Source organism: Nonomuraea sp. NPDC052265 (assembly GCF_044547985.1).
In the GTDB taxonomy this organism is placed as follows: domain Bacteria; phylum Actinomycetota; class Actinomycetes; order Streptosporangiales; family Streptosporangiaceae; genus Nonomuraea.
The window spans coordinates 1-13738 of sequence record NZ_JBIUBJ010000025.1 but is presented as its reverse complement, the minus strand read 5'-3'; the positions used below and the strand labels follow the sequence as shown (position 1 = coordinate 13738).

At 71.6% G+C, this 13738-nt stretch carries 12 protein-coding genes; 8 read left to right on the top strand and 4 right to left on the bottom strand.

All coding sequences use genetic code 11. The features are described 5' to 3' along the window. Positions 1 to 33 precede the first annotated feature (33 nt). Entirely contained in the window at positions 34 to 642 is a 609-nt protein-coding gene (locus tag ACIHAD_RS41895) for an HAD family hydrolase (protein ID WP_397360380.1), read from the bottom strand. 112 nt (positions 643 to 754) lie between these two features. Between ACIHAD_RS41895 and ACIHAD_RS41890 the strand changes: the two genes are divergently transcribed. From ACIHAD_RS41890 to ACIHAD_RS41880, 3 genes are all read left to right on the top strand, one after another. After that, positions 755 to 1162 (top strand): hypothetical protein, encoded by a 408-nt coding sequence (locus tag ACIHAD_RS41890; protein WP_397360379.1) that lies wholly within the window; start codon positions 755 to 757, stop codon positions 1160 to 1162. A 19-nt stretch (positions 1163 to 1181) separates the two neighbouring features. Beyond that, the gene (locus ACIHAD_RS41885; protein WP_397360378.1) at positions 1182 to 1799 is read left to right on the top strand and encodes a TetR/AcrR family transcriptional regulator; all 618 of its coding nucleotides are present in this window, start codon (positions 1182 to 1184) and stop codon (positions 1797 to 1799) included. A 71-nt stretch (positions 1800 to 1870) separates the two neighbouring features. Continuing rightward, on the top strand, positions 1871 to 4201 hold the full coding sequence (locus ACIHAD_RS41880; protein ID WP_397360377.1) for a helicase-associated domain-containing protein: 2331 nt from the start codon (positions 1871 to 1873) through the stop codon (positions 4199 to 4201). Between the two features lie 45 nt (positions 4202 to 4246). Here ACIHAD_RS41880 and ACIHAD_RS41875 read toward each other — a convergent pair whose 3' ends face one another. Next, on the bottom strand, positions 4247 to 5599 hold the full coding sequence (locus ACIHAD_RS41875) for a hypothetical protein (RefSeq protein WP_397360376.1): 1353 nt from the start codon (positions 5597 to 5599) through the stop codon (positions 4247 to 4249). 421 nt (positions 5600 to 6020) lie between these two features. Here ACIHAD_RS41875 and ACIHAD_RS41870 point away from each other — a divergent pair, with 421 nt between their 5' ends. From ACIHAD_RS41870 to ACIHAD_RS41860, 3 genes are all read left to right on the top strand, one after another. After that, the gene (locus tag ACIHAD_RS41870; RefSeq protein ID WP_397360375.1) at positions 6021 to 7496 is read left to right on the top strand and encodes an AMP-binding protein; all 1476 of its coding nucleotides are present in this window, start codon (positions 6021 to 6023) and stop codon (positions 7494 to 7496) included. A 68-nt stretch (positions 7497 to 7564) separates the two neighbouring features. Next, positions 7565 to 7918 (top strand): hypothetical protein, encoded by a 354-nt coding sequence (locus ACIHAD_RS41865; RefSeq protein WP_397360374.1) that lies wholly within the window; start codon positions 7565 to 7567, stop codon positions 7916 to 7918. A 67-nt stretch (positions 7919 to 7985) separates the two neighbouring features. Continuing rightward, on the top strand, positions 7986 to 9638 hold the full coding sequence (locus ACIHAD_RS41860; RefSeq protein ID WP_397360373.1) for a DNA repair helicase XPB: 1653 nt from the start codon (positions 7986 to 7988) through the stop codon (positions 9636 to 9638). A gap of 220 nt (positions 9639 to 9858) precedes the next feature. Here the strand turns inward: ACIHAD_RS41860 and ACIHAD_RS41855 are convergent, their stop codons facing one another. Further along, the gene (locus tag ACIHAD_RS41855) at positions 9859 to 10194 is read right to left on the bottom strand and encodes a hypothetical protein (protein WP_397360372.1); all 336 of its coding nucleotides are present in this window, start codon (positions 10192 to 10194) and stop codon (positions 9859 to 9861) included. 119 nt (positions 10195 to 10313) lie between these two features. On the opposite strand from ACIHAD_RS41855, the gene ACIHAD_RS41850 reads away from it, so the two are divergent. Together ACIHAD_RS41850 and ACIHAD_RS41845 are read left to right on the top strand one after the other, a co-directional pair. Then, on the top strand, positions 10314 to 12314 hold the full coding sequence (locus tag ACIHAD_RS41850; RefSeq protein ID WP_397360371.1) for a HelD family protein: 2001 nt from the start codon (positions 10314 to 10316) through the stop codon (positions 12312 to 12314). A gap of 62 nt (positions 12315 to 12376) precedes the next feature. Further along, the gene (locus ACIHAD_RS41845) at positions 12377 to 12907 is read left to right on the top strand and encodes a YbhB/YbcL family Raf kinase inhibitor-like protein (protein WP_397360370.1); all 531 of its coding nucleotides are present in this window, start codon (positions 12377 to 12379) and stop codon (positions 12905 to 12907) included. A gap of 99 nt (positions 12908 to 13006) precedes the next feature. On the opposite strand, the gene ACIHAD_RS41840 is transcribed toward ACIHAD_RS41845, so the two are convergent. Next, positions 13007 to 13444 carry a hypothetical protein gene (locus tag ACIHAD_RS41840; RefSeq protein WP_397360369.1) on the bottom strand — a complete coding sequence of 146 codons (438 nt, stop codon included), beginning with the start codon at positions 13442 to 13444 and terminating at the stop codon, positions 13007 to 13009. Positions 13445 to 13738: the final 294 nt, after the last annotated feature.

Genomic DNA, 13738 nt, shown 5'->3' with positions numbered 1-13738 from the left:
GCGCGCGGAGGCGACCGGGAAAATGCGGGGCAATTACCGTAGTTCGTCGCGTGCCCGCCATCCGGCGAACCAGCCGGCGAATTCGGTCAGGTCGCCGAGCGCCACATCGGCTCCGTGCTCACGCAGCTCTCCCACCGTGTAAGGGCCCGTCGCGACGGTCACGCTCATGGCGCCGCCCGCGCGCGCCGCCTCGATGTCGGCGACATGGTCACCAACATAAGCCGCCGCGCCGAAGCGCGCGAGTGCCGATCCCTTGGCCGCGCCGAACACCGATCCGACCACTTCGTCCACGGCCAGCCCGAGCAGTTCGACGGTGCCGGCGGCGTCGCGCGGGTTCTTGCCCGTCACCACGATCACCCGTCCGCCGCGGGCCCGTACGGCGGCGATGGCCTCGTACGCGCCCGCCATCGCGGTGTGCACCGGAACGCCCACCGCGGGATAGATCTCGCGGAACAGCTCGGCGGCCGCCGGAATGGCCTCCGCGGGCATCCAGTTGGCCAGCTCGTACTCAAGCGGCGGCCCCAGCCGGGTGACGATCTCCCCGCTGTCGATGTGCACGCCCAAACGGCTTGACAGCTCGTCGTAAACGGCCGCGATGCCTGATCGCGTGTCGGCCAATGTCATGTCCAGGTCGAAACCCACTGATGTAGTCACCCGTGCAGGATGCCAAACGCCGCATCGACGTAGGTAACGGCCCTTGTTGTGGGACTCTGGGAATGGGCAGAAAGGAATTACTTATCGCAGAGGAGTGACCGTGTCCGAGACCCCCCGCACGGCCGGCACGGGGGACCGGCTCGTCGCCGCCCCCGTTCCCCGTCCCCATCGGCCCGCCCTGCCGCGCGGCACCCCGGTGACGGCCTGGCGGCACGTCCTGGCCCTCGCAGCGTACGTGGTGCGGCTCGCGTCCAGGACGGCGGCGCTCGCCTTGGTGCTCCACGCCCTCTTCACGGTGTTCCGGGCCAACCCGGCCAACCTCTGGTACCGGTTCGTCGAGTCGCCGGCCACGGGGTTGTCGCTGGGCCTGGCCGACCTGTTCCGGCTCACCGACCCGCGCTGGACCACGCTCGTCAACGACGGGCTGGCCGCGGTGGTGTGGCTCGTGGCCGGTTCGGCGCCGGCGGGCCTCGTCAGGCGCGCGGCGCGCCAACGACTACTCTCATAACGGAGGTATCTGCACAGACATGACCAGATCGACCCGTGAGCGGATCATCGACGAGGCCCTGCGGCTGTTCGCCGAGCGTGGCTACGCCGCCACCTCCGTGGCCGAGATCGAGGCCGCCTCAGGGCTCTCCCCCGGCGCTGGAGGGCTCTACAGGCACTTCAAGTCCAAGTACGAGGTGCTCGCGGCCGCGATCAACGAGCATGCCACCCGTACCAGGAGCCAGGTCGCCGAGAGCCTGGCCGCGCTGAACACCATGGAGGCCGCCGCCGGCCTGGAGGAACGCCTGTCGCTGCTGTGCCGGGCGGGCCTGGCTAAGGTGCGGGAGGAGTCCGAGCTGACCCGGGTGTTCTTCCGCGACCTGAGCCAGTTCCCCGAGCTGGTCGCGGTGGTCCGCGAGGGGCTGCTGCAACCCATGTTCGACGCGATCACCACCTGGTTCCGCGCCCAGCCCGAGTACGCCGACGCCAAGGTCGACTGGACGGGCATCGCCGCCGTGCTCGGCGGCTCGGTGGTCCACTACCGGCTGTTCCAGGAGACCGTGGGCGAGATGCCGGGCCACGCGGAGAAGGACCAGTTCGTCACCGCCTGGGTACGCCTGGCCGTCGGCCTGCTCCCCAGCCCCGCGCCGGTCAGCTGACGTCAGCGGTCCACACGCTCCATCACGTCTGGCAATGCTGCCCCGATCAGGGGGGACATACCATGGCAACGATGGAGTTCACGGAGTGGATCAGGGGGCGCACCGACGAACAGCTTCGGGCGCTCGTCTCCGCGCGCCCCGAGTTGATCACTCCGGTGCCCGCGCATCTGGAGGGGCTGGCCGCGCGGGCCGCCAGTCCTTCGGCGATCGGCAGGGTGCTCGACCGGCTCGACCGGTTCACGCTGGCCGTCGTCGAGACGCTGGCCGTACAGGACGGACCCGTGACGAAGGCGGCGCTGCGCGGCCTGGTCGGGCGGGCGCTGGCGGCGGGCAGGCCCGAGCCCGCGCTGACCGCGGCCCTCGACCGGCTGCGTGACCTGGCGCTGGTCTTCGGCCCCGACAGCGCGCTCGACCTCGGGCCGGGCGTGCGCAAGGTGCTGGAGGAGCCCGCCGGGCTCGGCCCCAGAGCGGTCGACGTGTTCCGGCACCACCCGCCCGAGCAGCTCGACGAGATGGCCGACGACATCGCCCCCGGCACCGACGGGCCCGGCAAGGAGCGGCTGGCCGCCGCGCTGGCCGGTCCCGAGGCCCTGGTGGCGGCGGTCTCGCCCGAGGCCAGGGGCGCGCTCGACCAGCTCGTGTGGGGGCCGCCGACCGGGCGGGTGCCCAACGCCAGGCGCGAGGTGCGCGTGGCCTCGGCCCGTTCGCCCATCGAGGAGCTGCTGGCGCGCGGGCTGCTCGCGGCCACCGGCGAGGAGAGCGTGACGCTGCCCCGCGAGGTGGGCCTCCACCTGCGCGGCGGGCGCGTCCACCGCGACCTGCTCGCCGTGCCGCCCGCGCTCGGCGGGGCCGTGCGCGACCGCGAGCTGGCCGACCGTACCGCGGCGGGACAGGCGTTCTCGTTCGTCAGGTCCGTGGAGGAGCTGTGCGAGCGGTGGAGCGTCGATCCGCCGGGGGTGCTGCGCACCGGCGGGCTCGGCGTACGCGACATGAAGCGCACCGCGACCGACCTTGACCTGCCCGAATGGGCGACGGCGCTGGTCGTCGAGGTGGCGCACGCGGCGGGGCTGGTCGCCGCGGGCGGCGGGGTCGACGGCGAGTGGCTGCCGACCTCCGGCTACGACCTGTGGCGGGTCAGGGCCACCGCCGACCGCTGGGTGACGCTCGCCGCGACCTGGCTGCACATGGACCGCGTGCCCGGCCTGGTCGGCGAGCGCGACGACCGCGACCGGCCGCTCAACGCCCTGCACACCGACCTGCGCCGGGCCGCCGCGCCGGGGGTGCGCACGGCCGCCCTCGGCGTGCTGGCCGCCGCGCCGGGCCTCGCGCCCGACCGCGACTCGGTGCTCGAACGCCTGGCCTGGGAGCAGCCGCGCCGGCGCGGGCCGCTGCGCGAGCAGCTCACCGAGTTCGCGCTGCGCGAGGCCGAGCAGATCGGCGTGACCGGGCTCGGCACGCTGTCCGGCCACGGGCGCGCGCTGCTCGACGGCGGCGACGCGGCCAAGGTGCTCGCGCCGCTGCTGCCCGAGCCCGTCGACCACGTGCTGCTGCAGGCCGACCTCACCGCCGTCGCCCCCGGGCCGCTGACCAGCGAGCTCAACCGCTGGATGACGCTCACCGCCGACGTCGAGTCCAAGGGCGGTGCGACCGTCTACCGGTTCGGCGAGAGCTCGATCCGGCGGGCGCTCGACGCGGGACACGGCGGCGAGGAGCTGCTGGCGATGCTGGCCCGCCATTCGGCCACGCCGGTGCCGCAGGCCCTGTCGTACCTGGTCACGGACGTGGCCCGGCGGCACGGGCGCATCCGGGTGGGCACGGCGAGCGCCTACGTCCGGTGCGACGATCCCGCGCTGCTCGACCAGATCACCGCCGACCGCCGCTCGGCCGCGCTGCGCCTGCGGCGGCTGGCCCCCACCGTGATCGCCTCGCGCTCGTCCAGGGCGGCGCTGGTGGACTCGTTGCGGGCCATGGGGTACGCGCCGGTCGCCGAGTCGCTCGACGGTGACGTGATCATCTCCCAGCTCGACAGCAGGCGTACCGAGGGGGTGGCGCCCGTACGGGCCGTGGCCTCGGTCAACGGGCTCGACCCCGAGGTGGCCTCGGCGGCCGTACGCGCGCTGCGCGCGGGGGACGCGGCCCACCTGGCGCGGCGCGAGCCGGTCGACGCCCCGGGCGGCGCGGTGCCCCGGGGGCCCGCCACGGCCACGATCTCGGCCCTCCAGGACGCCATCAAGCAGGGCGTACGGGTATGGATCGGGTATCTCGACTCGCAGGGCAACGCCACCTCGCGCATCCTGGAGCCGGCCCGGATGGAGGGCGGCTACCTGACGGCGTACGACGAGACCAGGGCGGCCGTCCACCGCTTCGCCCTCCACCGCATCACCGGCGTCTCCGGCCTCTGATGGGAGCTACTGAGGATGCTCTTGGGGCAGACTCGGCAGCTCCCATCAGAGGTGGTGGGTGAGCGCGTGGGTGGCGAGCCGGGCCGCGGGGCCCTCCGCGGCGGACAGGCGTCGCAGGTGGGCCGCCGCGTCGGCCGGGTAGCGCAGTGACAGGCCGCCGCACAGCCCCACGACCGCCGCGACCGCCCGGGGATCGGCCGGGTCGCGGGCCCAGGTGAGCGCGAGCCGCAGGGCCTCGGGGGCGAGGGCGTCGTCGGCGCACATGTACGACAGCGCACCGCCCGCCGCCAGCCGTTCGGCCGGGCGCCCCTGGGCCCACACCTCCAGGAACTCCTGCTGCGCCTCCCTGAGCGAGCAGGCGGCCAGCAACGCCACCCCCTCGGCCGCCCGCGCCCGTACGTCCTCGCCGTGGCAGGCCAGCGAGCGCGCCCATTCGCGCAGCGGCTGCCACAGCCAGAAGCCGTACCGGGCGACCAGCTCGCCGAGCACCTGAGCACGGTGGTCCGGGACGCGGAAGACGACGCGACCGTCGTGCACGGCGACCAGCGGATCCGACGCTCCGGCCGGCCGCGCCCCCGCCTCGTGGGCCTCCCGGATCCGCTCGAACCCGGCCACCTGGTGGGCGAACTCCGCCTCGGGCAGCCCGTGCGCGAACGCGAGCGCCGCCACCGCGCGTACCTCGTGCATCGGCGGCTTGGTGTCGAACCAGGCGGCCACCTCCTCGCCCGCGGGCTCGTCGTCCCGCACCAGGCGCGTGGCCAGGCGGACGACCTCGGCGGGCGTGGACAGCGCCAGCGCGCGCACCCGGGCGGTGGCGGCCCCGGCGGGGGCGTTCCGGCCGCCGAACGCGCTCAGGTACAGGTCGAACAGCTCACCGGGGTCGGGCGCGCACCACGACTGCTCCACCTCGACCGCCTGCGAGGGGTCGCCGTTCCTGGTGATCACCAGGTACGACCCCAGCTCGGCGAGCTTGCGGGCCAGGTCGAGCAGCTCGGTCCGGTCGGTGCTGCCGGCGATCCAGTCGTGCAGCAGGTACGCCCTCCCCGGCCCGTACTCGGTCCCGGAGAGCAGGTCGGCGGCGCTGCCGGCGGGCGAGAGCACGGTGATCCTGCTCTCGGCCAGCGACATGCGCGACAACAGGGCGATGGCGCCGAGCCGCTTGCCCATGTCCGCCTCCCCCACCAGGACGAGCAGGTGGCGCATGGACAGCCGGCGCACCGCGTCGGCGAAGCCGGCGGGCTCCAGGTACGAGCGCAGCAGGGTGTCGGCCGCGCGCCGGTCGAGGTCGCGGGCCACCGGGACGACCAGCGGCCGGAGCTGCTCGATGATGGCAATCACGCTCTGGGTGAGCGTTTTGTCGTCGAGGTCGGTCCCGCCTGGTTCAGGCGTGTCGATCACGAAGTCCCCTTGGGCCTGACAGGAAGGTTGACCATGGAAAATGTTTTTCCCGAAACTTCTTGTCCGGCGAGCTGTTTCCCCGGCTTATGGAATGAGCGTGCGCCGCCCGGTCGCCGCCGTGCTGACCAGGCGTTCCTCGCGAAGCTCGCGGCCACGGCCGCCGGCGCGCGCATGTCGATCACGTCCTCCATTGCTCTGGGCGACGGGCCAGTGACAAAACCGAAGTAGGCCATCTGGTGGCACGAAGCCCTACTTATCCCACGAATACACGATCTAGCGCCACCCGAAAACTCGAATGACCCTCTAGGCCGATATTGGACATTTACTGGGCATGAGAGCATCGTCCACAATCGTCAGTCAAGGGTGGACACGAGAACGTTCAGGGTTGACTGCGCGCGGCCCGTCCCATCAGGTTGTGCATGTGACCGAGCAAACGCTGGGCCAGCTGGCCGAGGAGTCATGGAACCGCTTCGACGACCACGACTCGGTGTTCTACGAAGGGGTCTGGCACCGCAGCCACGCGCTCGCCGGACGCGCGCGCCGGATGTGCGGCGGGTTCGTCGAGGCCGGGATCCGGCCGGGCGACCGGGTGGTCGTGATGATGGCGACCTCCCCCGAGGTCCCGATCGTCTACCAGGCGTTGTGGGCGGCGGGCGCGGTGGTGACGCCCGTGGTCTTCCTGGTGGGGGCCGAGGAGCTGCGGCACATCCTGCTCGACAGCGGCGCGTCCGCCGTGGTCACCTCGCCCGAGCTCGCGGAGACCGTACGGGCCACCGAGGTGGACGTCCCGATATATGTGGACACGGCCGAGCTGGAGAGCGCCGCCGAGCACGAACGGGTGCGCAGGGACCCCGGCGACCTGGCCGCGCTCATGTACACCGGCGGCACCACGGGCGCCGCCAAGGGCGTCATGCTGAGCCATCGCGGGTTGTGGAAGGTCGCCAAGGACGCCTACGAAATTTCCCACCAAGAGGGGAAAAATCGTGCGATTGTGCCTGTGCCGCTGTCGCACGCGTACGGGTTGATCATCACTGTCGTCGGCCTGCACGCGACCGAGCCCCAGCAGGCGGTGCTCATGCGCTGGTTCGACCCGAAGGCGTTCCTGAGGCTGGCCGCCGAGCAGCACGTCCAGTACGGCACCGTCGTACCCGCGATGATCCACATGCTCCTCGCCGAGTCGCTGGAGTCGCACCCGCTCCCCGATCTGGCCTACCTCACCTGCGGCGCGGCGCCGCTGGGCCGGGAGGCGCTGCAGGAGTTCGAGCGCCGGATGCCGGGCACGCAGATCCTGGAGGGCTACGGCCTGACCGAGACCAGCGCCGTCACCACCTTCAACCCGCCGGGCAGGCGCAGGGCCGGCAGCGTCGGCCTCCCCCTGGCCGGTTACACGATCACCGTCCGCGACTCCGCGGGCGAGGCGGTGGAGTGCGGCGACGTCGGCGAGATCTGCGTCAGCGGCGACTCCCTCATGCTCGGCTACTGGGGCGAGCACGAGCCCGACCCCGAGGGCACCGCGCTGGTCGGCGACGAGCTGCGCACCGGCGACCTCGGCTGCGTGGACGACGACGGCTACCTCTACATCGTGGACCGCAAGAAGGACCTGATCATCCGCGGCGGCTTCAACGTCTTCCCCCGCGACGTCGAGGACGCGCTCAACCAGCACCCCGACGTGGTCATGTCGGGCGTCGTCGGCCATCCCGACCCGCGGCTGGGCGAGGAGGTCGTGGCGTTCGTGCAGCTCAGGCCGGGGGCCGAGGAGAGTGCCGAGGAGCTGGTCGAGTGGGCACGCGACCGGGTCGGACGGGTGAAGTACCCGCGCGAGGTGCGGTTCGTCGAGTCGATCCCGGTCACCAGCGTGCTCAAGCTCGACAGGAAGGCCCTGCGCGGCCGGCTCTGACCGTCCGCGTACACCGGGTCAGGCGCGTCCGTATTCCGTGATAAACGTTGACGTGTCTGGAGGTGAACGTGAGTCAAGAAGATCCGTCCGGCTACCCGCACGTGCCCTACGGGGCGCCCTACGGCGAGCAACCGCCTCCGCAGTACGGCTACGGCTACGGCGTGCCGCCCCGGCGCGACGAGGGCCCCCAGGCCGGCGCCATCGTCGCCGTCGTGCTCAACTTCCTGTCCCTGGCCTCCTGCCTCAACGTGCTCGGGCTGCCCGGCGGCATCCTCGCCGCCGTGGCCCTGACGCGGGCCCGCGAGCAGCCCAGGAGCGCCCGTTCACTGCTGGTCTGGAGCTGGGTGCTGTTCGGCACCGGTTTCGTGCTGAACGTCGGGCTCTTCCTCTTCCTGGGCCTCACCGGCCGCCTGGACGACTGATCGATTACCCGTTCCGGGACTGTTCCTGCCGTCGTGTGTGTTGGATAAGGGTCAACCGTAGGAAGGGATGTCCGTGAACGACGGCCCGCTCATCGTCCAGTCGGACAAAACGCTGCTGCTCGAGGTCGACCACGAGAAGGCCGACGCGTGCCGCAAGGCGATCGCGCCGTTCGCCGAGCTCGAACGAGCGCCTGAACACGTCCACACCTACCGCGTCACGCCGCTCGCCCTGTGGAACGCGCGTGCCGCCGGCCACGACGCCGAGCAGGTCGTGGACGCGCTGATCGGCTTCAGCCGCTATCCGGTGCCGCACGCGCTGCTCGTCGACATCGCCGAGACCATGGCCCGCTACGGCCGCCTGCGCCTGGAGAAGGACCCGGTCAACGGCCTGGTCCTGACCTCGACCGACCGCGCGGTGCTCGAAGAGGTGCTGCGCTCGAAGAAGATCCAGCCGATGCTGGGCGATCGCCTCGGCGCCGACTCGGTCATCGTGCACCCGAGCGACCGCGGCAACGTCAAGCAGGCGCTGCTCAAGCTGGGCTGGCCCGCCGAAGACCTGGCCGGCTACGTCGACGGCGAGCACCACCCCATCAAGCTGCTCCAGGACGGCTGGGAGCTGCGCCCCTACCAGCGCGAGGCGGCCGACGCCTTCTGGCACGGCGGCTCCGGCGTGGTCGTGCTGCCCTGCGGCGCGGGCAAGACCATCGTGGGCGCGGCGGCCATGGCCCACGCGCAGGCCACCACGCTCATCATGGTGACCAACACGGTCAGCGCCCACCAGTGGAAGACCGAGCTGCTCAAGCGCACCACGCTGACCGAGGACGAGATCGGCGAGTACTCCGGCAACAAGAAGGAGATCCGCCCGGTCACCATCGCCACGTACCAGGTGATGACCACCAGGCGGAAGGGCGTCTACAGCCACCTGGAGCTGTTCGACGCGCGCGACTGGGGCCTGATCGTCTACGACGAGGTCCACCTGCTGCCCGCGCCGATCTTCAGGATGACCGCCGACCTCCAGGCCCGCCGCCGGGTGGGCCTGACCGCGACGCTCGTGCGCGAGGACGGCCGCGAGGGCGACGTGTTCTCCCTCATCGGCCCCAAGCGCTACGACGCGCCGTGGAAGGAGATGGAGAACCAGGGCTGGATCGCGCCCGCCGACTGCGTCGAGGTGCGGGTCACGCTGACCGACGAGGAGCGGCTGGCGTACGCGATGGCCGAGGCCGAGGAGCGCTACCGCTTCTGCGCCACCACGCCGTCCAAGACGTACGTGACCGAGGCGCTGGTCCGGCGGCATCTGGGCGAGCAGGTGCTGGTCATCGGCCAGTACATCGACCAGCTCGACGAACTCGGCGAGCATCTCAACGCGCCGGTCATCAAGGGCGAGACCAGGGTCAAGGAGCGCGAGCGCCTCTACCAGGCGTTCCGCGACAAGGAGATCCAGGTCCTGGTGGTGTCGAAGGTGGCGAACTTCTCCATCGACCTGCCCGAGGCGGCCGTCGCGATCCAGGTGTCGGGCACGTTCGGGTCGCGGCAGGAGGAGGCGCAGCGGCTCGGACGGGTGCTGCGGCCCAAGGCCGACGGCGGTGGCGCCCGGTTCTACACGGTGGTCAGCAGGGACACCGTCGATCAGGAGTTCGCCGCCCACCGGCAGCGCTTCCTGGCCGAGCAGGGGTACGCGTACCAGATCATCGACGCCGACGACGTGCACGGCGGGGTGTGACGGGGTTGAATGCCCGGCCGCTCGTTGCCTGAGCGGCCAGGCACGGCGTTTATGTCACGTCCACGAGACTCCACGGGTCGTCGACATCGAACCACCCCCCTCACCTGCGTACTATCACGCCGCCTGCGACATACCCCCATGATCCGACAAACGCACCTGAAATGCCCGACTTTTTCGGTATTCACACGTTCACTCAGAGATGCGGACTTTGCCGGGTTCGCTACCTGGCGAACAGACCGCCGAGGAACAGCACCCCTCCGGCGACGATCCACGCGCCGACCGCCGCCCCGATGAGGCGGCCGAACGTGCGCGGGTCCTGCCGCGACGCGGGGATCAGCCAGGCGGCCAGCGTGGAGCAGGCGGCCACCGCGGCGAACAGCCCCGAGACCGTGGAGACCGTGCCGAGGCGCCGGGAGCACGCCGAGGAGGGCTCGCCGCCCGCGCAGAACGCCTCCAGCCCCCAGCCGGCGAAGACCGACAGGCCCCAGAGCGCCGCCAGCAGGGAGCTCGCGATCGTGGGGATCATCGGCGAGAAACCGAGGCGAAGCCGCGCCACCTTCCCTCCATACCCCGCCGCGGCCCGGTAAATGCTTTGGAACCACCGGACGGCCGCCGTTAAACTGGTCGATTCGCTGCCTTGACCACCTCCGTTTCGCCCCTGGGAGGCGCTTTCGCATGCCCACACACCAACTGGCTCCCGACATACCCTCCGACGTGCTCGCCGCCGAGCAGGCCCACCTGGCCGAGTCCAGGGCCGCGCTCAAGGCGATGCGGGCCCACGCCCGGTCGTTGTCGGCCGACGCGGCCGGCGACTGGGTCTCGCAGCAGATCCTCCAGTCGCTGCTGGACCAGCGCGTGGCCGCCCTGGCCGACCATCCGGACACGCCGCTGTTCTTCGGCCGGCTCGACCGCGAGGGCGGCGACGACCTGCCGGTCACCATCTACGTCGGTCGCCGCCACGTGCACGACGGCACCAGCAGGCCGCTGGTCATCGACTGGCGCGCGCCGGTGTCCCGGGCGTTCTACCAGGCCAGCCCCGCCGACCCCATGAGCGTCGTACGCCGCCGCCGCTTCGGTTACCACGGCGGCGCGCTGACCGCGTTCGAGGACGAGCCGCTCGGCGCGGGCGGCGAGGTCGGCCCCTCGAAGATCCTGACCGAGGAGATCGAACGCCCGCGCACCGGCCCGATGCGCGACATCGTGGCCACCATCCAGCCCGACCAGGACGAGATCGTCCGCGCGACGCTGGCCCAGACCGTGTGCGTCCAGGGCGCCCCCGGCACCGGGAAGACCGCCGTGGGCCTCCACCGGGCCGCGTACCTGCTGTTCACCCACCGCGAGCGGCTGGCCAGGTCGGGCGTGATGATCGTGGGCCCGAACCGGGCGTTCCTGTCCTACATCTCCTCCGTCCTGCCCGCTCTGGGCGAGGTCAAGGTCGACCAGACCACGGTGGGCGGGCTGCTCGGCGAGCACGCCGCCCAGGAGGACCCGATGGTCTCCGCGGTCAAGGGCGACGCCAGGATGGCCGCGGTGCTCGAACGGGCGCTCTGGATGCACATCGTGAAGCCCGAGGAAGGCCTGGTGTTCACGAAGGGCGCCTACCGCTACCGGGTCGCCGACCACGAGGTGCGCGAGATGGTGGCCTCCCTGCGCGGCACCACCCGCTATCTGCCGGGGCGGGCCGCGCTGGCCCAGCGCCTGGCCCACCAGGTGCTCGTACGGATGGAGCAGCGCGGCGAGTCGCCCGACGACCGGGTCCAGGACGCGGTGGCCAGGTCGAAGCCGGTCAAGCAGCTCGTCGAGGCGGTATGGCCGAAACTCACGCCCGAACAGGTCCTTCACCGCCTGTTGTCAGACCCAGAATTCCTCACTAAAGCCGCCAAAACCGATTTGTCGCCCGACGAGCAGGAAATGCTGCTTTGGCGGAAGCCTTTTCGGAGCTGGAAGTCCGCCAAATGGTCGGCCGCCGACGCCGCGCTCCTCGACGAGCTGAACGACCTCATGGAACGCACGCCGTCCCTGGGCCACCTCGTCGTGGACGAGGCCCAGGACCTGTCGGAGATGCAGTTGCGGGCGCTCGGCCGGCGCTGCCGCAACGGCTCGGCCACCGTGCTCGGCGACCTGGCCCAGGGCACCACGCCGTGGTCCACCAGCTCGTGGGAGACCGTGCTGAAGCACCTCGGCCAGGACGAGGGCGAGGTGACCGAGCTGACGCTCGGCTTCCGCGTGCCGCGCGAGGTGCTCGAGTACGCGGCCCGCCTGCTCCCCTCGATCGCCCCGGCGCTGGCCGCCCCGCGGTCGCTGCGTCCGGGCGCGGGCTCGCTCACGGTCCGGCCGGGCGGCACGGTCGCCGAGGCCGCCCGGGAGGTGCTGGCCAGGGAGGGGTCGATCGGCGTCATCGTCCCCGACGCGATGGTCGGCGCGGTCTCCGAGGCGCTGTCCGGCCTCCCGCACGCGGTGCTCGACCCCGACGCGGCGCAGGACCACCGCCTGCTGATCGTGCCCGCCACGCTCGCCAAGGGCCTGGAGTACGACCACGTGATCGTCGTCGAGCCCGCCGACATCGTCGAGGCCGAGCCCCGCGGCCTGGCCCGCCTGTACGTGGTCCTGACCCGCGCGGTCACCTCGCTCACGGTCCTGCACGACAAGCCGCTCCCGGCGCAGCTCGGGACCTGACGGAGGGCGGGCACGGCCGCTTCTAGGATGGCCTGAAGGAGCTGTCAACCTAGGAGGATGCCGTGCCCGCACCGCTTCCGCATGAACACCTGCCCTCGGTCCCCGCACTCGTGGTGGAGAGCGACGACGTCCAGGACGGCGAGCGGCTGAACGACCTCCACGTCTTCGACGACTGGGGGATGACCGGCGGGAACGTCTCGCCCCAGCTGCGCTGGTCGGGCGCGCCGGAGGGCACCCGCGGCTACGCCGTCACCTGCCACGACCCCGACGCCCCCACCGGCAGCGGCTTCTGGCACTGGGTGCTGTTCGACCTTCCCGGCGACACCGCCGAGCTCCCCAGGGGAGCGGGCACCGGCCCCGACTTCAAGGGCCTGCCCGCCGGGGCGGTCCACGCCCGCAACGACTACGGCACCAAAGACTACGGCGGCGCCGCTCCCCCGCCCGGCGCCCCCCACCGCTACGTCTTCACGGTGCACGCGCTCGGGGTCGACAAGCTGGGCGTCGGCAGCGACGCGAGCCCGGCCGTGGTGGGCTTCAACATCACCGCCAACACGCTGGCCCGCGGTCACGTCATCGCGCACTTCGGCGTCTGAGTTCGGCACAACACCGCGCCGAAGGCGCCCCGCTCGCGTCGGGGCGCCTTCGCCGTGGTGCCGCGTCGGGTCTCCTACGCCCGGCGCCACCAGACTGGTTCAGTCGTCCTGCACGGTGCCGTCGGCGAACGTGATGTCCCCTGGGGCGTCGGAGGACATGTCCTCGCGCTCGTCCGACGACATGTCCTCGCCCTCGTCGGAGGACGCCTCCTCGCCCTCCTCGGAGGACGCCTCCTCGCCCTCGTCGGAGGACGCCTCCTCGCTCTCGCCGGAGGAGGCGTCCTCGAAGGCGTCCGACATGTCCGCGTGCTCGTCCGACATGTCCTCGTGCTGGTTCGACGACGTCCACCTCGACGGCGAGGCGCAGTAGTCGCGGTCGTACAGCTCCAGGTAGCCCGCGCAATAGGGCACGTCCACGTACTCCAGGGCGTCGTCCAGGTAGCCGTGGTCATCGGCCTGGGCGGGCATCGTCATGGCGGCCGCGGCGGCCAGCATGACGGCTCCGAGCCCGAGAACACGCGCGGTGCGGGAATTCATGTAACTACTCCTTTGTGCGGTGAATCGTCACTTCGTGTCGTTACTTTCCGTAGTCAATAACTACTAAACGTGACGGGACTGGACACAACAAAAGGCGGCCGGATCCTTGGAGATCCGAACCGCCTTCTGATGCGTCAGCGACCAGGCGAAGCCTAGAAGTCCATGTCGCCGCCGCCGGGCATGCCGGCCGGCGCAGCGGGGGACTTCTCGGGCTTCTCCGCGATGACGGCCTCGGTGGTGAGGAAGAGCGCCGCGATGGAAGCGGCGTTCTGCAGCGCGGAGCGCGTCACCTTG

Bases quoted from the DNA above. Each gene is read 5' to 3' on its own strand.
- ACIHAD_RS41885 (WP_397360378.1), top strand. From the start codon at position 1,182: ATGACCAGATCGACCCGTGAGCGGATCATCGACGAGGCCCTGCGGCTG.
- ACIHAD_RS41840 (WP_397360369.1), bottom strand. From the start codon at position 13,444: ATGAATTCCCGCACCGCGCGTGTTCTCGGGCTCGGAGCCGTCATGCTG.
- ACIHAD_RS41850 (WP_397360371.1), top strand. From the start codon at position 10,314: ATGCCCACACACCAACTGGCTCCCGACATACCCTCCGACGTGCTCGCC.
- ACIHAD_RS41880 (WP_397360377.1), top strand. From the start codon at position 1,871: ATGGAGTTCACGGAGTGGATCAGGGGGCGCACCGACGAACAGCTTCGG.
- ACIHAD_RS41860 (WP_397360373.1), top strand. From the start codon at position 7,986: ATGTCCGTGAACGACGGCCCGCTCATCGTCCAGTCGGACAAAACGCTG.